Origin of the sequence: Brevibacillus borstelensis (assembly GCF_003710865.1) — a bacterium.
Taxonomy (GTDB): Bacteria; Bacillota; Bacilli; order Brevibacillales; family Brevibacillaceae; genus Brevibacillus; species Brevibacillus borstelensis.
The window spans coordinates 39824-65074 of the sequence record NZ_RHHO01000027.1; the positions used below are offsets into that span (position 1 = coordinate 39824).

The 25251-nt window shown below is 51.6% G+C and carries 23 protein-coding genes; 10 read left to right on the top strand and 13 right to left on the bottom strand.

The window, feature by feature from the left end; translation table 11 throughout:
- Positions 1-41: 41 nt before the first annotated feature.
- The gene (locus EDM54_RS27005; protein ID WP_255320341.1) at positions 42-170 is read right to left on the bottom strand and encodes a hypothetical protein; all 129 of its coding nucleotides are present in this window, start codon (positions 168-170) and stop codon (positions 42-44) included.
- Between the two features lie 85 nt (positions 171-255).
- Positions 256-750 carry a DinB family protein gene (locus EDM54_RS13725; protein WP_003392147.1) on the bottom strand — a complete coding sequence of 165 codons (495 nt, stop codon included), beginning with the start codon at positions 748-750 and terminating at the stop codon, positions 256-258.
- A 159-nt stretch (positions 751-909) separates the two neighbouring features.
- Between EDM54_RS13725 and EDM54_RS13730 the strand changes: the two genes are divergently transcribed.
- Both EDM54_RS13730 and EDM54_RS13735 read left to right on the top strand, forming a co-directional pair.
- Complete coding sequence (locus EDM54_RS13730) at positions 910-1470, top strand: CGNR zinc finger domain-containing protein (protein ID WP_122958353.1); 561 nt, start codon at positions 910-912, stop codon at positions 1468-1470.
- Between the two features lie 37 nt (positions 1471-1507).
- A complete protein-coding gene (locus EDM54_RS13735; protein WP_122958354.1) occupies positions 1508-2386 on the top strand; it encodes a GNAT family N-acetyltransferase in 879 nt (292 codons plus the stop codon).
- A 255-nt stretch (positions 2387-2641) separates the two neighbouring features.
- On the opposite strand, the gene EDM54_RS13745 is transcribed toward EDM54_RS13735, so the two are convergent.
- From EDM54_RS13745 to EDM54_RS13780, 8 genes are all read right to left on the bottom strand, one after another.
- Entirely contained in the window at positions 2642-3862 is a 1221-nt protein-coding gene (locus EDM54_RS13745) for an MFS transporter (RefSeq protein WP_122958356.1), read from the bottom strand.
- A gap of 382 nt (positions 3863-4244) precedes the next feature.
- Positions 4245-5213, bottom strand: coding sequence for a 2-hydroxyacid dehydrogenase (locus EDM54_RS13750; RefSeq protein ID WP_024985519.1), 969 nt, complete (start codon positions 5211-5213; stop codon positions 4245-4247).
- 16 nt (positions 5214-5229) lie between these two features.
- Positions 5230-5868 carry a bifunctional 4-hydroxy-2-oxoglutarate aldolase/2-dehydro-3-deoxy-phosphogluconate aldolase gene (locus tag EDM54_RS13755; protein WP_024985520.1) on the bottom strand — a complete coding sequence of 213 codons (639 nt, stop codon included), beginning with the start codon at positions 5866-5868 and terminating at the stop codon, positions 5230-5232.
- A gap of 35 nt (positions 5869-5903) precedes the next feature.
- The gene (locus EDM54_RS13760) at positions 5904-6854 is read right to left on the bottom strand and encodes a sugar kinase (protein WP_003392130.1); all 951 of its coding nucleotides are present in this window, start codon (positions 6852-6854) and stop codon (positions 5904-5906) included.
- A gap of 21 nt (positions 6855-6875) precedes the next feature.
- Positions 6876-8369 (bottom strand): tripartite tricarboxylate transporter permease, encoded by a 1494-nt coding sequence (locus EDM54_RS13765; RefSeq protein ID WP_003392128.1) that lies wholly within the window; start codon positions 8367-8369, stop codon positions 6876-6878.
- A gap of 19 nt (positions 8370-8388) precedes the next feature.
- Positions 8389-8838 (bottom strand): tripartite tricarboxylate transporter TctB family protein, encoded by a 450-nt coding sequence (locus EDM54_RS13770; protein ID WP_024985521.1) that lies wholly within the window; start codon positions 8836-8838, stop codon positions 8389-8391.
- Positions 8839-8904: 66 nt separating this feature from the next.
- A complete protein-coding gene (locus EDM54_RS13775; protein WP_003392124.1) occupies positions 8905-9909 on the bottom strand; it encodes a tripartite tricarboxylate transporter substrate binding protein in 1005 nt (334 codons plus the stop codon).
- 137 nt (positions 9910-10046) lie between these two features.
- Complete coding sequence (locus tag EDM54_RS13780) at positions 10047-10841, bottom strand: IclR family transcriptional regulator (RefSeq protein ID WP_311135373.1); 795 nt, start codon at positions 10839-10841, stop codon at positions 10047-10049.
- Positions 10842-10998: 157 nt separating this feature from the next.
- Between EDM54_RS13780 and EDM54_RS13785 the strand changes: the two genes are divergently transcribed.
- Entirely contained in the window at positions 10999-11751 is a 753-nt protein-coding gene (locus tag EDM54_RS13785; protein ID WP_031933487.1) for an alpha/beta fold hydrolase, read from the top strand.
- A 13-nt stretch (positions 11752-11764) separates the two neighbouring features.
- Here EDM54_RS13785 and EDM54_RS13790 read toward each other — a convergent pair whose 3' ends face one another.
- The 3 genes from EDM54_RS13790 to EDM54_RS13800 form a co-directional block, all read right to left on the bottom strand.
- The gene (locus EDM54_RS13790) at positions 11765-12178 is read right to left on the bottom strand and encodes a hypothetical protein (protein WP_003392118.1); all 414 of its coding nucleotides are present in this window, start codon (positions 12176-12178) and stop codon (positions 11765-11767) included.
- Positions 12179-12209: 31 nt separating this feature from the next.
- Positions 12210-12731 carry an ImmA/IrrE family metallo-endopeptidase gene (locus EDM54_RS13795; protein WP_003392115.1) on the bottom strand — a complete coding sequence of 174 codons (522 nt, stop codon included), beginning with the start codon at positions 12729-12731 and terminating at the stop codon, positions 12210-12212.
- 78 nt (positions 12732-12809) lie between these two features.
- A complete protein-coding gene (locus tag EDM54_RS13800) occupies positions 12810-13259 on the bottom strand; it encodes a helix-turn-helix domain-containing protein (RefSeq protein ID WP_003392113.1) in 450 nt (149 codons plus the stop codon).
- A gap of 185 nt (positions 13260-13444) precedes the next feature.
- Here EDM54_RS13800 and EDM54_RS13805 point away from each other — a divergent pair, with 185 nt between their 5' ends.
- From EDM54_RS13805 to EDM54_RS13835, 7 genes are all read left to right on the top strand, one after another.
- Positions 13445-13903: an ArpU family phage packaging/lysis transcriptional regulator gene (locus tag EDM54_RS13805; protein ID WP_024985526.1), complete on the top strand. Its 459-nt coding sequence runs from the start codon at positions 13445-13447 to the stop codon at positions 13901-13903.
- 87 nt (positions 13904-13990) lie between these two features.
- Positions 13991-14185: a BhlA/UviB family holin-like peptide gene (locus EDM54_RS13810; protein WP_003392110.1), complete on the top strand. Its 195-nt coding sequence runs from the start codon at positions 13991-13993 to the stop codon at positions 14183-14185.
- 1 nt (position 14186) lies between these two features.
- Positions 14187-15908 (top strand): hypothetical protein, encoded by a 1722-nt coding sequence (locus EDM54_RS13815; RefSeq protein ID WP_141334219.1) that lies wholly within the window; start codon positions 14187-14189, stop codon positions 15906-15908.
- A 22-nt stretch (positions 15909-15930) separates the two neighbouring features.
- Positions 15931-21510 carry an RHS repeat domain-containing protein gene (locus EDM54_RS13820; protein ID WP_122958357.1) on the top strand — a complete coding sequence of 1860 codons (5580 nt, stop codon included), beginning with the start codon at positions 15931-15933 and terminating at the stop codon, positions 21508-21510.
- A gap of 17 nt (positions 21511-21527) precedes the next feature.
- A complete protein-coding gene (locus EDM54_RS13825; protein WP_024984680.1) occupies positions 21528-22154 on the top strand; it encodes a hypothetical protein in 627 nt (208 codons plus the stop codon).
- 212 nt (positions 22155-22366) lie between these two features.
- Complete coding sequence (locus EDM54_RS27015) at positions 22367-24385, top strand: RHS repeat domain-containing protein (RefSeq protein WP_412679381.1); 2019 nt, start codon at positions 22367-22369, stop codon at positions 24383-24385.
- 11 nt (positions 24386-24396) lie between these two features.
- Entirely contained in the window at positions 24397-24939 is a 543-nt protein-coding gene (locus EDM54_RS13835; protein ID WP_024984822.1) for a hypothetical protein, read from the top strand.
- The last annotated feature ends 312 nt before the right edge of the window (positions 24940-25251 follow it).

Below are 25251 nucleotides of genomic sequence, written 5' to 3' on the forward strand. Positions count from 1 at the left end.
TACGAATGAAAGCCGTTGCTGTCGCGAGCAACGGCTTTTCTTCATTTCTTAGTCTTTTCCTGCCGCTCCCGCACCAAGGCCAATAGCGCCAGAATGTCTCCGATTAATACAATCACAGCCGCCAATAAAGCAAGATCGTCAGCCGACAAACCTTCGGACTTTTGACTCATGGAATCGCCTCGCTCCGATGAACTTCCCTACAATGTATGAGGGCATAGCCGGGCGGGTTTGGGTATTTGTCTAGGAAGCGGATTCTTAATCAAAAGACCTGCGTGCGGGCCAGGTGCCTTGCAGTTTGCGAATCTGCACAATCTGTCCGGTATGAAACGCATCGTGCATGATGATGCTGAATACGCTCAGCCCCAAAGGCTTTGAAGGCGACGGCTGATCGAAGGAGGTCTCCGGAATGGAAGCGAGCACGTCTCTCAGTTCATAGTGGAGAGTCTCCATCCGCTTGACGTCCGCTTGCCAGGCCTCCTCGTCCTCTGGTCCTCCGGATGGGGCAAAGGTGTCGTCGTTGGTGGAAGCTGTAGAAGGCTGTTCGGTGCCCTTCAAACGGTGAAGCAGCCGTTCCTTGTAAAACAGCAAGTGGCTCAGATTCTCCCAAATGGTGTTGGCAGCTTCGCCAGGCGGCCGCCAGCTTGCTTCGGCTGCGGTGAGTCCTGCCAAGGCGTCTTTCAAGGGGGGATACCAATCTTCTTTGGCGAATGTACAATCCCACTCGTGCAACAGCAACTCCATACGGTTCATGCAAGTCCTCCTCATCTGGGAAAGAGTGATTGACGGCGGTATAATGAAGGTAGAATCTGGAGAAGAATACCGTCTGTAACTACTTAAATACATTTTGGTGGTTACAAACAATACCTTACCATATTTTGGCGAGTGGTTCAAGAGAGGAGAAAAAACTCCGTGGAGTGGATATGTCTTGATTTTATCAACAGCGATTGCAGAGACTGGCGAGGGTCCGGACAGCGGGATGACCGGCTTGGCAAGCCTGAATGGTGGCAGTATTTTTTGACGAAGTGGGAGCTGAAAGTCCCCCTTCCTACAGACCCTATGCTGCTCCAGAGCTTGAGAGAACTGCGGCAGCAGATGCGAAATGTCACGGAAGCGGTGGCAACAGGACAAGCACCTGATCCAAGCGATCTGGTCGGCATCAATCAGGTGCTTGCGGCTGTGCCTAGCTGCCGCCGCATCGTTCATCGGCCGGATGGCTTTCAAATAGAGGAGGTTGTACGAGGCGAAGAATGGGACCTGGTCATGGGGAAAATCGCACTTTCCTTCGCCGAGCTTCTGGCTGGTACCGATTTGCGGCGATTGAAGATCTGCGAAAACGCCAATTGCCTCTGGGTGTATTACGACGAGAGCCGCAACCGCTCCAGCCGTTGGTGCGACGATAAGGCGTGCGGCAACCTGATGAAAGTGCGGCGCTTTCGCGAGCGGCAAAAAAAGGAGAGGAAAGACACATAAATCCAGGAAGATCGGGAGAAAGGGAGAAGAAAAGAACATGACTGTCAGCAAACGGCACGAATTGAGGTTGGACGAGCTTGCCAGCGGGGATATTCCGGGGCTGATCGAGCTGTCTGCTTCGGTAGGCTGGGATTACCATGAAGCAGAGCTGGCAACCCTCATTGCTGCAGGGAGAGTATTCGGACACCGTGATGACCAGGGAAAAGTGTACTCAAGCGCCGCGATTGTTCCATACGGCGAAACGCTTGCCTCCATCGGCATGGTCATCGTTCATCCTGAATGCAGAGGGATGGGGCTGGGGAAACAAGTAACACAGGCTTGTATCGATGCCGCCTCGACTTCAGCGGATACAGCCCTGATGCTGATCGCCACACCGGAGGGAAAGCCGATGTACGAAAGCATGGGCTTTGTGTCCGTAGATTGCGTGCACAAATACTTATGCGAAGCGTACCAGCGGCATCGAGCATCGTTTGATACAGGAGATACATTTGTAGAGAAGCTGACCGGGGAGCATCTGGAGCAAATCGTGGAGCTGGACAAGGCCGCAGTCGGCGCGAAACGCAGAAGATTTTTGATTCATCGCATCCAGCAGGCGCAAAATGGCGTCGTCTTGAAGCGGCAGGATGGAGCTGTCATTGGCTATGGCCTGTCTGTAGAGGGGCCGGTCAACCTGATACTCGGCCCGATCGTCGCTTTTGACCTGCAGGGAGCGAAACAAATCGTGGAACAGCTTGCGAGCGGATATCAAGGCAAGCTGCGGATCGATGTACCGTCTGGACATGAAGAATTCCTGGCTTTTCTGGAGCAGTGCGGATTTCAAAAGGCGAGCCAGCCTCCGATCATGATCAGGAATGCGGAAAAGCTGCCGGAGAGGAACGGCCGCTTGTACGCAATTGCTGCACAGGCGTTCGGGTAGGGGAAAGGCTGGAAGCGGGAAAGCGGAAAAGCCGGAAAGCCGGAAAGCTAAAAAGCCGAAAAGGCGAAAAGCCGAAAAGCCGAAAAGCCGAAAAGCCGGAAAGCCGGAAAGCCGACATATCCTGACAGTCGGCAGAACCAAAAACCCAAAAACCCAAAAACCCAAAAACCCAAAAACCGGAACTCTTCCGGCAGGATACAAAAAACCACGCAGGTGCAATTCTCCCGCGTGGTTTCATTTTGTCATTCAACAGGTTCAACCGGAAGCTTCTTGTTCCGAACCTGCTTGCGACCGCAAAAGCGGTACGATGAAGAGCAGGCCGACAATGAACAGAAGCGCAGCCATCTCGAAAACAGAGACGAGTGAGAGCAGTTTTTTCAATGGACCCGCGATACTCATCGTCAAAACCATGGCTCCGGTGAAGAGAGGGCTCAGGATTCCCATCACGCGGCCGACAAAAGCGCCCTCGGTATGCTTCAAGATCATCGTATTGATCCCGATCTGAATGCAAGGCATAAACAGGCCGTTGAACAACTGGGCCGTCAACGTCAGCCAGAGGTTGGTCGATAAGCCCGCGATGCTCATGGCGACTGCATTGACCAGCATGCCGATGACCAACAGCTTTTGCGGAGAGGCTTTTTTGGCAACGGTCATGGTCAGCGCACCCCCGACAATCATGCCGATCCCGTTGACTGTCATCAGCCATTTGAGGGATTCCATAGGCAAGCCCAATCGCTCCGTCACGAGAAAAATGCTCAGAGGCTGGATGAGTCCGATGCTTAGGCCCGCTGCCAAAAAGCATAAGCCCAGCTTTGTCAGAATGTTGCTTTTCAACACATAACGGATGCCGTCGACCATTTCCTGCCATAGAGTTGTCGGCGGCTGCCCGTTTTCCTCTACGTGGTCGGCGGGCAGCCGCACAAGAACGGCGCCGGAGAGCAGGAAAGCGACACCGGTCACCGCGATTGCTACACCGATCCCAAATGTCTGAAACACAAACGTCCCGAGGGCAGGGCCAAGGATCATGAAAATGGCAAAAAGCGTTTGATAGATGGACATACCCGCTTGCATCTGCTCGGCAGGAAGGTGCATTTTGAACAGCTTCATGCCGGACGGCTGCGAAAACTGGGACAAAATGGCCGAGATCAGCGTCGCGAAGAAGACCGCTTTCCAGGTTCCGAACACAAAAGCAAGCAGGACTCCGAAGATAGACAGCGCGCTTAAAATATCACACCAGACCATCGTTCGCTTGGGGCGCCAACGGTCAGCGAACGTCCCGCCAATAAAGGAAAAAATAAAGATCGGAGCGTATTCCGCCACGTAAATCATCGAGACAGCCAAAGGATCGCCGTTTGTTTGCTGCATGACAAACAGCAGGATCGCGAAGTTGCGGACCCATACGCCGATTTGCAAAAACAGCGCAGACAGCAGGATCGTTTGTATGACTTTATTGCGAAAGATTCCTTTTTCTCGCATAAAAAAACCTCCTCATCCAAGTTCCTGGACAGGAGGCGAAGAGATCGTGATCGCAAGGAAGACAAAACATAAGCCCAAAAACAGCTCAAAGGGGCTTCCTTCTATCCAAAGGAATGTGCCATGCTTCTATGAATCTGGGAAGCAAGTTCACCCTTCAGGAGTGCATCCTCGTACCGACAACAAAGCAAGCTGTTGACAGCGAAAAAAGATGCTTGCGACTATGAACACCCATACCAATCCTATCCAGAAACCGTTTCGTTTCCCACAGACATGGTTATTTTCAAACGGTTGTTTTCATGGAGACAGGATTAGATGTCCATTGTTCATAAGTCACCCTTCCGATTTCGTATGGGTTAGATATTATCACGCTGAAAAAGCGGAGTCAAGAAGGATTTAACAAATTTTCCGGACGTTTCCCAAAAAGACCTGCAAGCATGTTGCGCGCGGCCTTGAGCGCCATCTTCTCCCGGGTTTCCCTCGTGGCGCTGCCAATATGAGGGAGTGTGACCACGTGGGGCAAGGAAAGCAGCGGATTGTCTTTTGGCGTTGGCTCCATCTGGAAGACGTCCAGGCCGGCTCCGCCTATCCGGCGCTCCGTCAGAGAACGGATCAAGGCCTGTTCATCGACGACACGTCCCCGGGAGGTATTGATCAAAATGGCGTCGCTTTTCATCAGAGCCAGCTCGCGTTCTCCGATGAGGCCCTCTGTTTCCGGGGTCAATGGCGTCATCACCACCACGTAGTCGGACCGGGACAACAGATCGTCAAGCGAGGTGAACTGTACCCCCAGAGCTTTTTCCGCTTCCGGCTTGCGGGAGCGGTTGAAGTACAGAATGTTCATGTCAAAGCCTTTGGCTCGCCGGGCGACAGCTTCTCCGATCCTGCCCATCCCGACGATCCCGATGGTCGCGCCGTGCACGTCTTTTCCGAGCATCAGACTGGGGAGCCATTCATTCCATTGACCGTTTTTCACAAACCGGTCAGCCTCCGGTACACGTCTGGCAGCCGCCATCAGCAGGGCAAAGGTCAGATCGGCGGTTGTCTCGGTCAAGACGTCCGGGGTATTCGTCGCGAGGATGCCGCGGGCTGTCAATGCGGGAAGGTCCAGATTGTCGTAACCGACCGCGATATTGCTGACGACCCGCAGACGGGGAGCCTTTTCCAGGACGGAGGCATTGATTTTGTGCCGGGAGTAGATCATCAACCCGTCGGCCCGCTGCAGACCGGCTGCAAACGATGCGTCGTCCAGCTTTTCCTCGATGTCGCGATAATCCACTTCGCAGCGCTCGCGTAGCAGGGCAAGCGCTGATTCAGCGATGCGGTGAGGGACAAAAACAAGCGGTTTTGTCATCTGTTTCGACTCCTCTCTAGGATCGCGCTGCCTTGACGATCTCGACGAATTGGCGCGCTGTTTGGGTCAGACTGTTCAGATACGCCTCGTCCACCGCTCCCTTGAAGCTGACGAGAGAGCTTCCTACGCCAACGGCGACCGCGCCGGCCTTGATATAGGAGGCTGCATTGGAGAGATCGACGCCTCCGGTCGGCATCAGCGGAATGTGCGGAAGCGGACCGTGCACGTCTTTCAAGTAGCCGGGGCCAAATACGTTGGCCGGAAATACTTTGATCACGTCTGCGCCGTGCTCATACGCCGTCAAAATCTCGGTCGGTGTCAGGGCGCCGGGAATGCTCACGACACCGTAGCGCTTGGCCATCTGGATCGTTTGCGGATTCACGGTCGGGGAAAAGATGAACTGGGCCCCGGCCATGATGGCGGCGCGGGCTGTTTCCGGGTCCAACACTGTTCCCGCACCGATAACCAGCTTGTCTCCGTACTCGCTGGCAACCTGTTCGATCAAAGAGAGCACTTTCGGCGTTTCCACCGTAATCTCCAGTGTAGTCACGCCCCCTTCGTAGAGCGCTTTTGCCACCGCCATGATCTTTTCCGGCTTGGCCCCGCGAATCACGGCTACCACACCACTGTCGAGGATTTTCTCTAGTTTGGTCATCTCATATTCTCCTTCCCATTATCGAAAACGAGCTTTTACCGCATCACTTCTTCGCCGGGCGATTCCACGAACCGTTTCAAATCGGAGCGTTCCGGCAGGCCTTCGACATCGCCGTTCACCATCGTGACGATGGCACCGACAGCATTGGCCCGTTTGACCGCTTCGGGAAGCGGAAGGCCATCCAGCAGACCGGAGACAAACCCGGCCGCGAATCCGTCACCGGCACCGACAGGGTCAACCATCTGCTCGACATGAAAGCCGGGAATGTGCAGGTTTTCCTCTGGCGTAAAGTAGTGGGCTCCTTTTTCGCCCAGCTTCAAAACGACAATTTTGGCACCAAGGCTGAGGAATCGCTCTCCCAGTTTGACAGGATCGGTTTCTCCAAAGAGAAACGTCCCTTCGGACAGTCCGGGCAAAATAATGTCGGACTGGGCGGCGATGGCAAGCAGCGTTTCGCGGGCCTGTTCTTCCGTCCACAGCTTTTTCCGCAGGTTCGGGTCGAAGACGACAGTCAATCCGCTTGCTTTTGCCATGCGAATCGCTTCAAATACCATCTCGCGGCACGATTCGCTCAGCGCAGGCGTGATCCCCGACACGAACAAATAGCGGGCTTGCGCGAGATAGGCTTCGTCGAGGTCGGCAGCGGTCATCCGGCTGGCAGCGGAGCCCTTGCGGTAGTAGTACACGTTGACATCGCTGGCGTTGCGGATTTCCTTGAAATAAAGGCCGGTAGGCGCATCGGGATCAAGGCGGACGCAGCTCGTGTCCACCCCTTCTCCCCGGACAAACGAGAGCATCGCTTTGCCCAGCTCATCGTTGCCTACCCTGCTGATCCAGCCGACAGAATGGCCGAGGCGGGCAAGCCCAATGGCAAAATTGGTTTCCGAGCCTCCAAATTTTCTCGTATAGGTGTGCGCATAGCGCATCAGTCCAGTGCTCTCCGGAGTAAACAGTACCATCGTTTCTCCAAAAGTGACTACGTCCATCATGATTTCCTCCAGGCTGCGTTATTGATGAGCGCGTTTTCTCTGCTGCCAAATGGCTTTTACGATCGGAGTGAGCAGGGTAATGACCGACAGCAGCAAAAGAATGAGCGGAATGGGCCGCGTATAAAAAATATCGTAGCTGCCGCTGGAAAGCGCTAGCGCTCTGCGGAACTGGCTTTCTGCCATCGGGCCGAGAATCAGAGCCAGCACGATCGGCGAAGCCGGGAAGTCGTGTTTTTGCATAAAGAAGCCGATCACACCCGCTACCGCCATGATCAACACATCAAAGAAGCTGTTGTTGATCGCATATGATCCGACAATGCATAGAACCAGGATGACTGGGGTCAAAATCTCTTTCGGAATTTGCACAACCTTGGCAAAGTAGCGAGCCGTGAACAATCCGAGCAAGCACATGACCACGTAGCAGATGATCATCCCGATAAACAGGGTGTAGACGAGGTCGCCGTTGTTTTTAAACAGAAGCGGACCTGGCTGCAGTCCCTGGACCATCAGAGCGCCGAGCATGACAGCAGTAACGGCATCTCCGGGAATTCCCAGTGTCAAAAGCGGCACCAGAGCGCCGCCGGTACATGCATTGGCACCTGATTCGCATGCGGCAACGCCAGCCATCCTGCTTTTGTCCGTAGGCTCTTTGTCTTTGTTGAACCGTTTCGTTTCGTTGTACGCCACGAAGGCTGCGATATCGGCGCCCGCTCCCGGAATAATTCCGATAAAGGTTCCAAGCCCGGTCGAACGGAGGATCGTCGGGATAATGCCGCGGAATTCGCCCCAGCTCGGTACGATTTTTTCGATTTTCACTTTGACCTTTTCTTTTACATTCATGTCAGAGAGCGACTTGAACGCCTCCGAGGCGGCGAATAGGCCGATCATGATCGGAATGAACGGGACGCCGTTCAAAAGCTGTTCGCTGCCGCCGGTGAAACGCGGGAAGCCGAGGATCGGATCAAGTCCGACCGTGGCGAGCAAAAGCCCGACCAGACCGGCAATCAGTCCTTTGACCAGCGATTTGCCGGAAATGCTGGCAATGATGCTAAGACCGAATACAGCCAGAGCAAAGGTCTCCGGTGCGCTGAATTCGAGAGCGATCGTAGCCAGAACAGGGGAGAGAAACATCAGGATGATGATGCTGATCGTGCCTCCGATAGAGGAGGAGAGAGTCGCGGCACCGAGTGCTTTTCCCGCCATCCCTTTTTGTGCCAGGGCATAGCCGTCCAAAGCGGTAGCCGCGGCTGCGGGAGTTCCTGGTGTTTTCAACAAAATCGCTGTAATCGAGCCGCCGTAGACGCCGCCGAAATATACGCCGGACAGCAGCAAAAGACCTGCGACAGGCTCCATTCCAAACGTCATCGGCAAGATCAGTGCGACTCCCATGGTGGCGGTGAGTCCGGGAAGAGCCCCTACCACGATCCCGATAATGACGCCGACGACAGCCATCAGCAGGGCAAAGGGGTCAGTCAGGATGTTCGTTAACCCGTTTACAAATAGATCAAACATGCGGTTCCCTCCTTATTCTCTACTCGAACAAGACGCCTGCAGGAAGGGGAACCTGCAGCACTGTTTCAAAGATGAGGTAGATAAACAGCGTAACCAGGACGGCTACGAGAATCGACGCAAACGGCTTCCGATAGCCGAACAGCCACATGAAACCGAGCAAAAACACTGGTGTCGCCAGATGGAAACCGCCGAGGTAGACGAGTGCCAAAAATACGAACATACAGACAAAACCAAGAATGGTCCGTCTCCAGGACGTAGGAGGCCCGGCTTCTTCGGCCGCCTGTCCGGGACGGAATGCGGCTGCGATCAGCACCAGCGACATCAGGATCAGGCCGCCGGCGATCAGGCGGGGAAAGAATCCGGGGCCGACATCTGTATCGCCGACCGACGGAAATTGCCCCGACGTGATCCAGACCGCTACGGACAAAAGAATGAGAGCAATACCGACAAACAGATCAGTCTTCTTCACGAGCTACCCTCCCTAAAACGGAGGACACGGGGAGTGCACTACAGCATCGCCCGTGTCCAGCGCTTCTTACTTTTTCAACCCCAGATCGGAGACGAGTTTCGTAAACAGCTCACTGTCTTTTTTCACAGCTTCTGAAAAGGCTGCATCGTCAGCATAGGATACGCCCAGGTTCATTTTTTCCAGTACATCTGTAAACGCCTTGTCTTCCGTTACTTTTTTCGCGGCGTCTTTCAATACGGTGACGACGTTGTCCGGTGTATCTTTCGGAACCGCGATTCCTCTCCATGTACCGATGGACAGATCGATTCCTTTTTCTTTCATCGTCGGTACGTCTTTGAACTTCGGCAGGCGCTCGTCAGCCATGACGGCCAGCATTTTCAGCTTGCCCGCTTCCACCTGTGCAGCTACTTCTGCCGGGCTGACGGAAACAGCTTCGATGTGCCCGCCGAGCAGAGCTGTCACAGCAGGATTGGCCCCGTCAAAAGGAATGTGGTTGAATTTGGTATCAATTTTCTGTTCCAGCGCGGTTGCAGCCAGATGCCAGATCGCGCCTGTACCGGAGTTTCCGATACGCACCTTGCCCGGGTTTTCCTTGGCGTAGGCGACAAATTCCTCGATCGTGTTCCAAGGAGCGTCTGCACTGACCGTAATGGCTGCCGGGTCCGCATTCAGGCGGGCAACCGGTTTGAAGTCATCCGGCTTGAAGGTGGCCAAACCGAGTGGAGGAAGCGTTGTCATTTCCACTGTGACCAGCGTCAGCTTGTAGCCGTCCGGCTTTGCCTTGGCTCCCTCGCTCATGCCTACGGCACCGCCGCCGCCTGTCTTGTTCACGACGCCGATGGATTGGGGCAGAACTTTGTTCGCAGAGTCCGCAAATGCCCGGGCGACTGCATCGGTTCCGCCGCCGGCTGCGTAAGGAACGATCAGTTCGATTTGCTTTTTCGGATACGCTTCTGCCTCTCCTGCTGCTTGATCGCCAGAGGGAGCAGAGGAGTTGCCAGAACCGCATCCGACGAGAGATGCGATAAGAGCGGTAGCGGCGAGACCAGAGAAAATGCTTTTCAATTTCATGATGTCATCCTCCAATAATTAAGGAATGTGTTCATAGTGTTCCTTTGAAAGCAGTACATGGGCAGTGCGTAGACAATTTGTTTATAAGTCATTTGTTCCTTAATGCGGAACATTGTTCCTAAATACTGTGAAAAAAATTACCCTCGGAATCCAAGGTGTTTGGAAATTTCACGAGCGTAAAAGACGACGCGATCCATGCAAAACTTCACTTTCTCTTCATCCATGCGCATCGTTGGGCCGGATACGCTGAGACCGGCGACGGACTCGCCATTGTGGTTGAGAATGGGAGCTGCGACACAGTATATGCCGGGCTCATGCTCTTCTTTGTCAAGCGAGTAGCCTTTTTCTCGGATTTCCTGGAGATTCGCGAACAGATCATCGATCGTGGTGATCGTGTTTTCGGTAAACTTCTTCAGACCCTTCTGCTCGACGATTTTTCTGACGTCACTCTCCGGAATATGGGCAATGATCGCTTTTCCGACACCCGTGCAATGAACGGGGGCACGTTTGCCGATCAGCGAATACATGCGGATGGTGTAAGGGCTTTCAATTTTTTCAATATAGACCACTTCTCCATCCTCCAGCACGACCAAATGGGAGGTTTCGCCCGTTTCCTGCACCAGCCGGCTCATGATCGGGTTGGCAATTTTTCGTATTTCCAATGATTGTGATACGATCGACCCCAGTTCAATCAGCTTCAGACCGAGAAGATAACGCTCGCTAAGCGGGTCTTGTCTGACGAATCCCTGGTTTTTCAGGGAAGAGAGCAAGCGGTGTACAGTGCTTTTCGCGAGTTCCATCCGGTTGGATAATTCAGTAATACCCAAGCCGTCCACATTTTCCTTGAGCAGGTTTAAAATGTGCAGAGCTCTATCGACGGATTGAACCGAAGAGGTATCTCTTGGAGTCTTGATCTTTCTCCACCTCCTGATTGTTCCATAATAAGGAACAGTGTTCCTATTTCGTATTCTCTGAATTCATTATAAAAATAGTCGAATCTCATTGTCAATAAAAATCGAGAAAACGATTTCAATGAAAGTGCATACTACTGATAGGAAAAATGAGTCAATGCGAGAGGGGGGAACAGTGATGAGGAAAAACTTTATCCGCTACTTGATCTATGTATTTGTGGCCGTGGCTGTGCTGGTAGCGATTGCCGCCTGGTATCTCGATCCGTATCAGCCGGATGATGCCGCGATGCAGGCTATGCGTGACGGGGATGGCGTCAACGTAACTGAACGAGGGGGGCTGATCGTCTTTGAAGGCGGTGAAAATATTCCTCCCGGGATCATCCTGTATCCGGGCGGATTGGTCGGTCCGGAGAGCTATGCGCCTCTTGCCAGGCTGATGGCTATGTCCGGCCATCGGACCGTTATTGTGAAAATGCCGCTGAATCTTGCCTTTACCGGGGTTGACCGTGCGAATGATGTGCTGCTGGCTTATCCGGAGGAACCGTTCGTGATCGGCGGGCATTCACTCGGCGGGACGATGGCCTCACGGTATGCAGCCAGTCATCCCGAGCGTGTCTTGGGGACTTTTTTTCTGGCATCGTATCCCGATCAAAAAGGGAGCTTGAAGGAAAAAACCATTCCGGTGCTGTCTCTGATCGGATCAAGAGACGGTGTGGTGAACAGCTCGGCCTATGAAATGGCCCGTCAGTATCTCCCTGACAATACGGTCTACTTGAAGATTCCCGGGGGCAATCATGCTCAATTCGGAAGCTATGGGGCCCAAAAAGGAGACCAGCCCGCCGCAATTCCCCCGGGAGACCAGTGGCAGCAGACCGCCGCTGTGCTGAAGGAATGGATGAAATCGACGGTCGCCGGATTGGATCGAAAATGAAATGACAGCCGTCTCATTGCCTGTCGATTCCGCGGTGTATCGCCGGCTCAGAGATGATCCCGGAAACCACCCCTGTAATGCGTATGTTTTCGGAGGGCAGGATCAGAGGCGGAAGATCGTTCGTGCAGGTAAAAACGCATTCTACCGGATTGACGTCTTTGGCAATACGAACGATATACTGTCCCTCTTGACGTACGAGGACGGGCCTGCCTGTGATCGGTTCCATGGAAAAATCAGAGATGAGCAGGGCATCTCCGCTGGAAATGCCGAGTCCGGCAAGACCGTCGTCCTGCATCAGCAAGGCAAAGCGGGCTACATGATAGCTCGCTGCGGCAATCCAGGGCATCAAGGAAAGCTCTTCGTCATCCAAAGACAAGTCAAAAAAGCGGGAGCTGTAAGCGTCTCCGGCCAAAAATACTTTTTTCATTCCGAACTCCTTTTTCCTTTTTATCGGTTTATTACCAATTGATGGGGTGGCCTTTTGCGTAAAGCCTGCCCAGCAAGCGGTCGAATCTTTTTTGGGCCAGGGCGAGAGGAACGCGAAAGATTCGGGCCAGCAAAAAGGGAGCCTCATAGCGGTTGCAGTTTTCCAGCAGTGGCACAAACATCGGAAACGGCATGAGCAGATGCTCGGCAAAGTGATTCGCTTGCGCTTCCTGCCAATGGATCATCGATGTGCTCCCTATCGGCTGGATTCCTTCATGCAGCAGCAGATGTCCAAGCTCATGGGCGATTTTTTCCCGTCTCGAAGGCAGAGGGAGGCGCTCGTCTACAGCGATCACGTAGCGGTTGGGCAGATAGGGATGCGGATGCGCCCGACTGCGTCCGGTGATGTTCCACAGCTCGATCCCGTACGCTGCACAAAGCTCGGTCAGGTGAATCTCTTCCGGCTGCTTGATGTCATGAAGCTCCAATAAATCATAGACGCGCGACTCTAGCCAGGTCTGCGGCTCGAAGACGTCGGAGACTAGTGAGAACATGAGTGACGACCTCCTTGATTCGGGAACGTTTGTTCGTTTTTGTGGCGGAAAGAATGCCCCTGTTAAGAGGGGCTATTTTTATTTTTCTCTTTTTATTTTTTCCGTAATCGCATACAGGGATGGAGTGCGGGATTCTTTCACCTGATGAACCCGCATCTGTTTTTTCAAATCATACCAGTATCGGCGAATCTCTTTTTTCTCTTCTTCGGACGCTTCCAGATAACCGTCGAGAAAATAATAGTCATCCGGGTCGTCGATTTTTTCCTGCAGCAAATCCTCCAATGATCGGTTGTGGCTCTGGACCGCGGCAGCAGAGGAGGAAGCAAGCTCATCGTCCACGCGGCCAAGCAGCCAGTCTGTGGAGACCTGAAGGATGTCTGCCAACTGCGCCAGCATCTCATTTGGCGGTGAACTGTGGTTGTTTTCGTAGTTGCTGATCGTGCCTTTGGTTGTCTGGACTTTTTCCGCCAGTTCTTCCTGCGTCAGTCCTTTTGCCTTGCGGGCTGTTCGTAAGCGCTGGGAGAGCATGAACGAACCAGTCCTTCCTGTTAGTGAGTACAACTATATTGTACATGATTGGAGATATTTAGGGAAGTGTGTATGAAAAAATTGTGATAAATGTATTGACTAACAAGATACTTGTACTTTATGATCGGATTGTCCTGTATGAATGTGGAAAAAGTACAAATATCCTGTAAGTGAGGAGTGAGATGATGGAAACATGGTTTGCATTTTCTACAGCAAAAGTAAATTGGCCGGCTACACAGCGGAGAGTGAAAAAAGCGCTCGATCTGGCGCGCGATTTTATTCGCATGGGATTTCATCCGGGGATCGAGGCACGGACGACAGCGGGCTGGCACTCAACACCCTCTACGGTCACGAACAAGTTTCGCAGCAGCACAGAGGACGCAGCCGTCCGCAACGCGACGATCGAACAGGAGCGGCGGGAGTACGTCGAGCGAATCCTCGCAGCGGTCAATCGCCTGTCTTCCCGGGAACGGGAGCTGATCTGGACGCGCTGGTTTGACGGCGAGGACCGGACGGATATAGAGGCCTACATCATGCTGAATATGACGCATTCATCGTACTACCGGACCCGCAGCAGTGCGTTTCGCAAGCTGGCCGGGGGGCTTGGCATGGAAGTATATCACGAAGAGGAGAGTCCCGCGTGAAACGATTTCGAAACGGATGCGGCACACATGTTTTTCCTCTGCTTGTTACGATGGCAGTGTGACATTGTGTGAAAGGAGGGATGAGTGATGGAGGAATTGCATCTGGAGTCGATCTTGCAGCAGGGGCCGTTCGCGGCTCTTTTTGTTTGGCTCTTGTTTTATGTGATGAGAGCCAACCGGGAGCGGGAAAACCGCTTGCAAGACCTGCTGGACAAGTTCAGCGAAAAATACGACGTGATTATCGGCGAGCTGCGCGATATCAAAGAAAAGGTAGGTGAGTAACGTGAAACCAACACGCATAGGAAAGTGGAGGCGTCTGGCTGTTTGGGGGTGCCTGATCCTGGTGGTCATGACGATGCCCGGCTTTAGCCAGACGGCCCACGCGCATGAAATCATTGAATTGTTTCAGAGGAGCTACAATCCGAATCCTGAGCCGGAAAGCCCCGAAAGGACGCAACAAGCGCTTGATTACATTTCCAAGAGAAAAAAGGACAGGATGTCACACACAAGCGCTAGTGCGGCACGGCAGCCTCAAGCTGGTGCGGCTGCGGTCCGCGATACGTTTGAACCGAATGACGACTATCCGGAAGCCTACCCGGCAAAAAACGGGTATTCTTACTTGTCATTGCTTTCGACAGAGTCCGATTTCGATTATTACCGCTATGACTCCGGAACCTACTCCGGCATGTTGACGGTCAAGCTTACCGTCCCGAAAGACAAGAACTACGACCTGATCGTCATGGAAGGGACCAGCAAAAACGTCGGCTCAAGTCTCGGGCGCGAACCGGGGGCGGCGGAGAAGGTTGCCTTCGAGGCTAAAGCCGGGACAACGTATTATTTTGTCGTCTTCAGCATGGATCAGCACTTCAGCACGACGGACCGATACAACCTCATAGTCGGCAACCCGTCCGAGCTCGCATGGGGAACGCCGGTAGATATCGATGTTCCGGAAGGCGTGGTGCCGGGTTATCGGATTACGGCTCCGGCGACGGGAAATTTCCGCTTTTTCACATCTCCTTATGCGGGGACGGGATTGCCCAACGACACGCTGCTTTTGCTTTTCGAGGATGAGCTTATGCAAAAACTGTTGGGCGGAAATGACAATGCGTCAGAAGATACCGTCTTTTCAGAGCTTGACGTCAATCTGACAAAAGGCTTGACCTACTACCTGTACGTGGCTCCTTCGGCAAACGACGGCCAGGTCCACGCCAGGCTGACGGCTGCATCCAAGCCGAATGTGTCCGCAGAAGTCCCGATTCTGCACGAAACCGAAGCCAACGACGGCAGCGTGGCGGAGCAGCAGATCATCACACTGGAGGGAAGCGTATTTGCTCCAACTGTCTCCTCGCGCCGGGTCAGCTTCAACAACCTTCCGGAAGGCTTGGAGACCCAGGTGGTCAGACTGAACGATAAACAGCTGGCAATCCGTTTCAGCGGAAAAGCGCTCTCGCATGAAAACAAGGATTCCGGCGAAGCATCCGTGACTATCTACAAGGAGGCGATTGTCGGGGCTCTGGAGGATGTGACGACGAATCCGTTCTCCTTTGCGTTTACCGACACGCCTGCTGTCACCCTGCAGGCACCCAGGGATCTGGACGTCGCTGCCTCGCAGTATCAGCTCATAAAATTTACCCCGCCCGCGACGGGTACCTATGAGATTTACACCGACTATTTTCTGGGAAATCCCGCGGAGGGCACCAGCGATACGATCCTCTCGGTCTACGAGGACTACGAGCGGACCCGCCATCTGGCGACCAATGACGACGGCAAGAAGCCGCCCTTTTCCAGTGTCACCCTGCTTCTGAACGGAGGACGGAACTACTTCCTCAGCGTGTCAGGCTGGAACGGGAAAGCAGTTCACGCCAGGCTCGCTGTCCGCTACCTCGGCGTCGAGTACGTGTACAACGAAAAAGGGCTGCTTGTCCAGATGAAGCAGGACGGCAAAGTCCTCGTCGATTTCTACTACGACAATAACGGAAATTTGATACGAAAAGTCGTTCGCTAGAAGAACGAAAAGGAGGCAAACTATGAGACGAAACAAGTCAATCGGCATCGGCTTCAAGCTGCTTTTGTCGGCGGCTTTGCTGATTCCAAGCGTCGTTCAGGCCCAGGGGGCGGTGCAAAACGGGCTGCTCCATAGCGGCAAGGCGAATGCAGCCCCTGACGCAACGAAGCTGCCGAGCACAAAGGAATGGCTGGCGCAATTCACCAAGGCTGCCCAGGAGACAGCCGAAACGACGCTCGAACCGGCAGAAATTCCTTCCTATAAGGACGAGGAGATCAGGGCAATGGAGTGGGACCCGTTTGCCGCCGACGCGATCATCCGCATGAAGGCTGAGCTGGATCGCACCAGCCTGCAGGTAGCCGCCTGGTTTTATCCCCAGGTGGACCGGCTGCTGTCCCACAATGAAAAGGTAGAGAAGTACGGCTGGACCGATCGGGATGTGATGGCCAAGATCGCGAAGCTTCCGGCTGATGCGTACAACCGGCTGGCAAAGGAAGTTCCGGTTATCGCAGAGCACTACAGCAAGTGGAAAAGCGTGCAGGCAAAGCAGGCCGAACCGAAACAGCCGAAAGAAAAAATGGCCGTTTCAAAGCAAGAAAGCGAGACATCGACAACGAAAGCGGCAAACGCCGGGCTGCTCAGCTCCGACCTGCCGGATGCCGTGTACGATCCGACGGGGCTGACCTATCAATACAAGCGTTCGATTGATTCGCCGGTAGATGATGTCTACCGAACGTCTACTATCACGGAGACGGACCTGGTTCTCGAAGGCAAGCACGGGATGGATCTGAGGCTGGAGAGGACCTATTCGCAGTTTGATTCCATTGAACAGCGTTTCTACTACAGCACACGCGGCAACAAGACCAGTTATAACAACAATCATTGGGAAAAGTACAACATGCCGCTCGGTTGGAGACTGAACATCCCGATGGCTGAAGAAATGTACGAAGATGGAATCGCGTGCAACTACGTTGATAAGAATAATCCACCTTACGTATGCGGAAGAACATCCGGGAAATTTCGTTATGTTTTCACCCTGGATGATGGCACGGTGCTTGAATCTTCCTCACGCTCCGGTGAAGATTGGGTGAATTATCCCTACAAAGGAGCGTCGATGCATTTCTATTCCAAAGACCAAAATCCAACAAATGGCGTCAAGTCGATCGCTTGGGTCGATTACAACGGCTACCACTACAGCTTCACCAGGGAGGGCGTTTACGATCCTTCCCCTGTTGATGTCATCACCAAAAGGAATGCATACGGCGATACCATTGTCTACAAAATTCCGTATAACAATGATCCGATACAGATTACCGATAGCGTCGGACGGTATATCGAGTTAACGAGAAAAAGCCTGAAGGTGTATGCCGATACCTCCAAAAGCAAGCTGCTGAAGCATATCGAGTACGCATGGGGAACAGGCACGACTCCAGACCGTGTCATCGAGCACGATGTCAACGGAGGGGGAAGCAAGGTCATTGCCGAATACTCTTACCTTGATTCCGAAGTCTTTGGGAAAGCTGAGTTTAACCTTCGTCCCAACTACTATTTTTCCGCGCAGAATAAAGAGATTCCACTGGACTATAAAGGTATAGAGAGTTCCGAGTATCTGGATATGGACTGGAATGAGCGGGGGTACGTCAATTACGAGCTTCTCCATCAGGTGAAGTATCCGGTGGAAGGCTTGACCATGACCTATGCCTACAGCCCCTATTTCTCTAGCGCAACTGATTTTCTGAACCGAGGCGTTGTTCGGAATTATTACGATGAGGAAAAGCTGACCTATGTCACATACCATCCGGTCACTTCGGTAAATATCCGTTTTGCCAAGACACCACACCCAGACCGTCCGTCCACAGAAACGTATTTGAAAACGATCTACTATCCAATGACCAGTAAAGAGATTTGGAAAACGAAGAAAGACACCTCTGTTCGATTGAAAAATCAGACGATACGAGACGGAACGGTCGCAGTCTCCCGGATCGAACAGGATGGCTTGCCCAGCCAGGAAAAGACGTTTGCCGTCAATTCGGATAAAAACTTCTTGCTCCGTTCGGTCGAAACCTATATCGGGACGGGTGCAGACACAGACAGAATCGAAGGCCGCCTCAACTTGACCGCAGACGGGAACAAGTACAGCTACCACCCGGTATCGTACGTAAGCCACATGTATCGCGGCAGGGAAACCAAGCCCAGCTACTCCTACGAATTTTTGGGAAGGCCCGCTTCCATGACGAAAGACGCCGACGTGTATCAGTACCTGCTCGCGCCGGAAGCGAAGAATCTGGAACAGGTGAAAAACAGACTGGCCGACTACGCTCAGGTGACGGAATACAGATACAACAGTTACGGCGATCTGGTAAAGCTCGTCGATCCGAAAGGAAATACGACCAGCTGGACGTATTTGCCGCCCACAACATATTACTTGCGCCTGCTTTCGGAGATGAGCCGCACCGCCGCAGACAACCCGAAGCATTTTCACAAGGAATCGTTTACGTACAACAGCGACAAGCTGCTTGAGGGAGAATCGATCCTCGATTCGTACCCGGATGGTGCCGATATCAAGACCGAGAGCATCGGACGATTCTATACCTACGAGAACATGCGGATTTCCTCGGTTCAGCATATGACGATCGGGCTGGACAACAAAAATCTGGTCCAGAACTTCCCTACCTATGACCGGTACGGCCTGAACCCTACGGAAATCAACATGCAGGCAGAGACTTCCCCCGGCGTCAAAACAAAGCTGACGTACCGCTTCGCCTACGACGAGCTGGGCAGAGTCACACAGCGCACCTATCCGGATCAAAGCCAGGCCACCTACGAATACGACTTCCTCGGACGGCTGAAGCGTGAGCAGTTTGCCAATAAAGGAGAAACCCGCGCGATCACCTACAGCTACGACGACGACAAACGCAAGGTGACGATGACCCTGCCGGACGGCACGAAGAGGTTCACCCATTTTACCCCGGGCGGCGAAGTCGAATACGAAGGACAGATCGGGACCAACGGCCAAATCCGTCCGCTGCAATACAACACCTATTCGCCGGATGGGGAGCGCTTGCTGTCCAGCGCCCCTTACGCTATGGACAACCGGGCGACCACGTATGTTTACAATAAAGACGGCACGCTTTGGAAAAAACAGGAGCCCATCGGCACGACGATCTACCAGCGGGCAAACACTTTCGTCGACTCACTCAATAACCAATATCTCCCGGTGGACACGATCAAAACCCTGGGGCCAAACGGCCTGGAAACGATCCAGTTTTACGACAGGCACGGCCAGCTGGAAAAAGAAGTAAACGAAGCGTGGGTAAGCGAACAAAAACGCACCACCGCCTATGGCTATAACGCATTCGGACAGCCCGCAAGCAAGACCGAGCAGGAGAAGGACGGGACAAAACGAACTTGGTCGTACCGCTACAATCCAAACGACAAGCTCGTCTATTTGCTCGACCCTGAAAAGAACGAATACCGCTACGGCTACGACCCATATGGCAATCTTGTCCAGGTAACGGAAAACAACACCCAGACGACCAAGTACCACTACAATGCCCTTTCCTGGAAAATCAGCGAAACGGACGTTCCATCTGGAGCCGCGGAGACATTCGGCTACACCCCGAACGGCAAAGTTTCGGTGTTCACGGACAAAGCGGGCAACCGCCACGAGTACGCGTACACGCCGTTTTACGAGCTGTCCGAGCTGACGACGAAAGACAAGGCCGGTACGGTGAAAAACCGGGAAACCAAAGAGTATTACCCGAATACGTCTTTGGTAAAGAAGGAAACCAACAGCAACGGCCCGAACATCCAGTCCACCAGCCCGCTGCACCGCGAGCTGTTCTACACCTACGATCCTCTCCTGCGGATGAACAGCTTCACGGCGTTTGGCAGACTCTATCAGATTCGCCATACGGACGCCGACGACCAGATGGATCAATTGATCTACCCTGGAAATACAGCGGTTTCCTACGTCTACGATGACGCGATGCGGGTAAAAGAGGTGACGATTCCGGGATCGAATGGTTCCTCTCAAACTGTCCGCTATGACTACCAGCTCAGCGACGCGGGAGACACCTACACCCTGACCTATCCAAACGGCGTAAGCCTGGTGCGCAAGCGGGATTCGTTCGGCCAGGTCGACACGCTGAAGCACTTCAAGAGCGGCACGTCTGTATGGCAAGAGAAGAACAGCTACTCTTTTGGCAACGTGACAAGCATTGAGCGAAACGGCACGACCTACCGCTACGAGTACGACAAAGTGGACCGCTTGACGAAGGAAAATGTGCCAGCGGGGGAGAATCGTTATTCGTATAACGGCCGAGGCAGCCGAATGACCTTTGAAGGCACGCTGCCGGCGATGCCAAGCACAGCCACTTACACCTTTGACGAGCGCAACCGCCTGAGAGGCGTCACCAATGAAAAGACGGGAGCCAAAGCGGAATATACGTACTATCCGGACGGCCTCCGTGCGACGAAGACAGCAGATGGCAGCGAAACCCGTTACGTCTACCTGAACGGCAGAGTCATCGAGGAGCTGGACAAAAACGGCCAGCTGAAAGCCCAGAATATTTGGGGGAATGAGCTGCTCTCCCGAAAGGATGTTGCGGCGAACAAGCGCGGCTATTACCTGTACAACAGCCACGGCGATGTTGTGAAGGTCGTAGGGGAGAACGGCGAAGAACTGAATCGCTACGAGTACGACACGTGGGGGAATCTCACGGCGAAGACGGAGGGGATGTCAAACCCGTTTACCTATAGCGGGGAGATCTTGGACGGCGAGACCGGGTTTTACTATCTGCGGGCGAGGTATTATGACCCGACGGTGGGGCGGTTTATTTCGGAGGATACGTATAAAGGGCAAGTGGATAATCCGCTGAGTTTGAACCGGTATGCGTATACAGAGAATAATCCTTTAAGATATAAAGACCCAACAGGTCACTGGAAAGATGGAGACGGATATATTAAAGGCTCAACTAGAGATACTATTGCTTTTTGGACAGATGTTTGGGAAAAGGCAAATAAAGCTGGAGACAAACAACGTATGCAATTTGCTGAGACCCAAGCAGATAATGCAAGGACTGCATACTGGAGTAATTTAGGTGCTTCTATTGCAAAAGACCTTGAACTAAGACCCACCGCTGTGTTTTTTGCAGGAACTACTGCAACGATGCCAAGGTCTGGTTCTGGTTCAGTATCAGGTGGTGCAATAGGATGGGCGGGTGTTGTGGCAACAATATTGACTATTGCTACGCAGGACACCTCGACAATCACTACGACTTATAATTATAATGGACAGACCCTAATATTCCGTGATGGTTCGGGTACAAACACTAACCTGACCCCAAGACCAGTGGATACAACAGGATTATCATACTTTTTAGCACCAGGGTCTAACAAGTATACATTCACTTCTATAGATGCAGTAAACGCAACTGGAGTTTTAAAGGCTGTGGTTGACAACCCTGCCACTGGGCACGTCAGTGTCTTTGCAACAAACCCTGCCCACCACAAAGCGTGGATTGCATCAAGACCTGACGCAGAATCAAATCCTTATTATTTAACCATTGTGCTAAAATCTATCTCAATTAAGGGAAGGTAAAGAAAGGGGGGGAGAGAATGAACGAGAAGACTCTTATTACTAAACTAATTAATGGTAAGGGACAAAGTCAGGATGCGAATCTTTATGTCCGATTTAGAGAAAATGATACTGTTCATATGATTCTAATAGGAAAATCTCTGTATATTGAAAGCGAAGCAGGAACATATGTCCAGAGTCTGCTTGAGTTGATGACGAATTTACCAGAGAGTTATTCACTAAAGTTCTTAAATAGTGTACAAACCACAAATGGTAATTCCATCGAAATTGTAACGGTAGAGGAATACATCGTCGTTACCAGACAATACGACCTTGATGAACCTCAACTGAAATTCAAACTCGTATGTGAATACAGAGGTAAAACCTTTGAAGCCAATGCTGTTGAGGATTTCTCCATAGCATTACAAGCACTTCAAGACAAAATGGACGTATCCTTTAACATTTGTGCTTATTGCTCAAATGCTGATTTCAGGTCAACTGGTGGGGAAGACTTGAGACAGGGGTGGTTCTGTTTACGAGATGTATCAAATCGTCATCCTGATTTACCTTGGTTTCAGCGAGAATATGAATTTCAAGAAGCTTATTCAAACGTCAATGCTTTCCACTGGTGTCCAAGTTATATAAAAGCAGTGAATAGAATGTTATAAACGTGTTAGCAAAGAACCCCAACGAGTAATTAATGCTCGTCCAGGGGTTCTTTTTGTCCTTGTATTTGTAGTCCATAGAATAGGGAGGAAGAGTAATCATAAAAAATGATAATTGGGATATTCCCCTTGTGGTACCTCCTAGGGAATGAACAATCCTACTCGACTCCGAATAGAACGAATACCGCTACGGCTACGACCCATATGGCAATCTCGTGCAGGTAACGGAAAACAACACCCAGACGACCAAGTACCACTACAATGCCCTTTCCTGGAAAATCAGCGAAACGGACGTTCCATCTGGAGCCGCGGAGACATTCGGCTACACCCCGAACGGCAAAGTTTCGGTGTTCACGGACAAAGCGGGCAACCGCCACGAGTACGCGTACACGCCGTTTTACGAGCTGTCCGAGCTGACGACAAAAGACACGGCCGGTACGGTGAAAAACCGGGAAACCAAAGAGTATTACCCGAATACGTCTTTGGTAAAGAAAGAAACCAACAGCAATGGCCCGAACATCCAGTCCACCAGCCCGCTGTATCGCGAGTTGTTCTACACCTACGATCCGTTTCTGCGGATGAACAGCTTCACGGCATTTGGCAGACTCTATCAGATTCGCCATACGGACGCCGACGACCAGATGGATCAGTTGATCTACCCTGGAAATACAGCGGTTTCGTACCGCTATGATGACGCTATGCGCTTGACAGAGGTTACCAGTCCGGGACTGGACGGCACCCCGAAGACCGTTCGCTACGCGTATGAGCTCAGCGACGCGGGAGACACCTACACCCTGACCTATCCAAACGGCGTGAGCCTGGTGCGCAAGCGGGATTCGTTCGGCCAGGTCGACACACTGAAGCATTTCAAGAGCGGCACGTCTGTATGGCAGGAGAAGAACAGCTACTCTTTCGGCAACGTGACGAGCATTGAGCGAAACGGCACGACCTACCGCTACGAGTACGACAAAGTGGACCGCTTGACGAAGGAAAATGTGCCAGCGGGAGAGAATCGTTATTCGTATAACGGCCGAGGCAGCCGAATGACCTTTGAAGGCACGCTGCCGGCGATGCCAAGTACAGCCACCTACACCTTTGACGAGCGCAACCGCCTGAGAGGCGTCACCAATGAAAAGACGGGAGCCAAGGCGGAATATACGTACTATCCGGATGGGCTCCGTGCAACGAAGACAGCAGATGGCGGCGAAACCCGCTACGTGTACCTGAACGGCAGAGTCATCGAGGAGCTGGACAAAAACGGCCAGCTGAAAGCCCAGAATATTTGGGGGAATGAGCTGCTCTCCCGAAAGGACGTTGCGGCGAACAAGCGCGGCTACTATCTGTACAACAGCCACGGGGATGTCGTGAAGGTCGTTGGGGAGAACGGCGAGGAACTAAACCGCTACGAGTATGATACGTGGGGGAATCTCACGGCGAAAACGGAGGGGATGTCCAACCCGTTTACCTATAGCGGGGAGATCTTGGATGGCGAGACCGGGTTCTACTATCTGCGGGCGAGGTACTACGACCCGACGGTGGGGCGGTTTATTTCGGAGGATACGTATAAGGGGCAAGTGGATAATCCGCTGAGTTTGAACCGGTATGCGTATGTTCATAATAATCCTCTTAAGTATGTTGACCCAACTGGTCATGATGTTGAGATAGGCGGTTCGGCTATTAACAAGCCAGAAGATCTCCTTCTTGATGACAGAAAAAGAGCGGCTTTACTAGATATCTACGAACGATATGGGTTAGAGGCCGTTCCCGAAATATATCGGGATCAGATTCAAATGTTTTCGGGTGACGTAATTCCAGGAGCAGCAGGTATAAAAATTGTTCGTAGTGCTGGTAAGTCTGTTATTACAGCTATTAATGGAACAAAAGTGGCTAAGCCTGTACATGAACTAAGTAAGAATCAAGCCGCTCATATCCTAACTAGACATTCAGCTAATAGCGTAAAAAATCAAATACAATACTGGCAAAAGAAGATGACTAATGAACAAATTGAGGCAATGCTAAGCAAGAGAACTTTCTTTAATAAAGAATGGACAGATGAAAAAATAATAAAAGCTTCCCAAATTGCTTTTAACCAACTACGCAATAAAGGAGTAACAGAAGGACTCCATACTGTTAAAGTTTTTGGAGAAGATATAAGAGTATTTTTAAAAAGTGGTAAGCTTGATTCAGCTTACGGAGTACACAAATACAAACTCTCAGATTTACTAGGAAAATAGGAGGAAGTGATATGTTCACAGTTAAATTTAAAGCGGTTGATGACTTTGATCAACTAAAACGACTTTCAGCTAAAGAATTTGATGAAAGTTTTAGAGATATCGAAGGGATCATCGAGTTAAATTTTAATGAGTACAAGTATGGGTATTTTTTTGAAGATTGTCCTTTTGGAGAAGAGCGCCTTGTACGATGGTTTAAGGATTTACTAGCTATTGCCATAAAAGCACAAGAATCTAATTATGTTGCTTATAAGATTCCTGAACACCCAAGTATATGGCTCGAATTTAAAGTTAAGGAGGATGAATTTTTAGTTAGCATTGTTGATGACATTCAACGAGATAGCATACTTGACTTGTTTATTAACCAACCATATAAGGAATTTCAGTATATTGATTGGAGTAACGTTTCTATCTCTAAAGAAGTATTTAAAAAGGAAATTGTTAATCAAGGTGAAAAACTGATTCATTTTATTGAGGTACTGAATCCACAAATATTAAAAAGCAATAGCATTAACGAATTATTGGTTTTAATGAACAAGGTTGCTTCAATCACATGAATTATTTAAAGGTCTCCCTTTAAAAATGGGATGAGAATGTAGATGTTAGGGCATTTGTGTAGTTCTAAAAAACAGTCTATGAGGAGTTAGTCCCTTATTTCTTCGGATCCAAACAGGGAAAGGGGAAATTAATTGATTATTACCCCAAACGAGTAATCCGCGCTCGTCTGGGGTTTTCTTTATTTGACCTCGCGAAAAAAAGAAAAGTGCTACAAGAGGTGAAGACAGTTTTTTAAATATTAGGTGTGAAGTATTGCACATCGCTCTTTTTTGTTACCCCTAATTGAAATTGTGTTTTTGGCAAGTAAGAAA

What these genes read in the sequence shown, in the direction of transcription:
- EDM54_RS27005 (WP_255320341.1), bottom strand. Translation starts at nt 170, where the DNA reads ATGAGTCAAAAGTCCGAAGGTTTGTCGGCTGACGATCTTGCTTTATTG.
- EDM54_RS13725 (WP_003392147.1), bottom strand. Translation starts at nt 750, where the DNA reads ATGAACCGTATGGAGTTGCTGTTGCACGAGTGGGATTGTACATTCGCC.
- EDM54_RS13735 (WP_122958354.1), top strand. Translation starts at nt 1,508, where the DNA reads ATGACTGTCAGCAAACGGCACGAATTGAGGTTGGACGAGCTTGCCAGC.
- EDM54_RS13745 (WP_122958356.1), bottom strand. Translation starts at nt 3,862, where the DNA reads ATGCGAGAAAAAGGAATCTTTCGCAATAAAGTCATACAAACGATCCTG.
- EDM54_RS13750 (WP_024985519.1), bottom strand. Translation starts at nt 5,213, where the DNA reads ATGACAAAACCGCTTGTTTTTGTCCCTCACCGCATCGCTGAATCAGCG.
- EDM54_RS13755 (WP_024985520.1), bottom strand. Translation starts at nt 5,868, where the DNA reads ATGACCAAACTAGAGAAAATCCTCGACAGTGGTGTGGTAGCCGTGATT.
- EDM54_RS13760 (WP_003392130.1), bottom strand. Translation starts at nt 6,854, where the DNA reads ATGGACGTAGTCACTTTTGGAGAAACGATGGTACTGTTTACTCCGGAG.
- EDM54_RS13765 (WP_003392128.1), bottom strand. Translation starts at nt 8,369, where the DNA reads ATGTTTGATCTATTTGTAAACGGGTTAACGAACATCCTGACTGACCCC.
- EDM54_RS13775 (WP_003392124.1), bottom strand. Translation starts at nt 9,909, where the DNA reads ATGAAATTGAAAAGCATTTTCTCTGGTCTCGCCGCTACCGCTCTTATC.
- EDM54_RS13785 (WP_031933487.1), top strand. Translation starts at nt 10,999, where the DNA reads ATGAGGAAAAACTTTATCCGCTACTTGATCTATGTATTTGTGGCCGTG.
- EDM54_RS13790 (WP_003392118.1), bottom strand. Translation starts at nt 12,178, where the DNA reads ATGAAAAAAGTATTTTTGGCCGGAGACGCTTACAGCTCCCGCTTTTTT.
- EDM54_RS13795 (WP_003392115.1), bottom strand. Translation starts at nt 12,731, where the DNA reads ATGTTCTCACTAGTCTCCGACGTCTTCGAGCCGCAGACCTGGCTAGAG.
- EDM54_RS13800 (WP_003392113.1), bottom strand. Translation starts at nt 13,259, where the DNA reads ATGCTCTCCCAGCGCTTACGAACAGCCCGCAAGGCAAAAGGACTGACG.
- EDM54_RS13805 (WP_024985526.1), top strand. Translation starts at nt 13,445, where the DNA reads ATGGAAACATGGTTTGCATTTTCTACAGCAAAAGTAAATTGGCCGGCT.
- EDM54_RS13810 (WP_003392110.1), top strand. Translation starts at nt 13,991, where the DNA reads ATGGAGGAATTGCATCTGGAGTCGATCTTGCAGCAGGGGCCGTTCGCG.
- EDM54_RS13820 (WP_122958357.1), top strand. Translation starts at nt 15,931, where the DNA reads ATGAGACGAAACAAGTCAATCGGCATCGGCTTCAAGCTGCTTTTGTCG.
- EDM54_RS13825 (WP_024984680.1), top strand. Translation starts at nt 21,528, where the DNA reads ATGAACGAGAAGACTCTTATTACTAAACTAATTAATGGTAAGGGACAA.
- EDM54_RS13835 (WP_024984822.1), top strand. Translation starts at nt 24,397, where the DNA reads ATGTTCACAGTTAAATTTAAAGCGGTTGATGACTTTGATCAACTAAAA.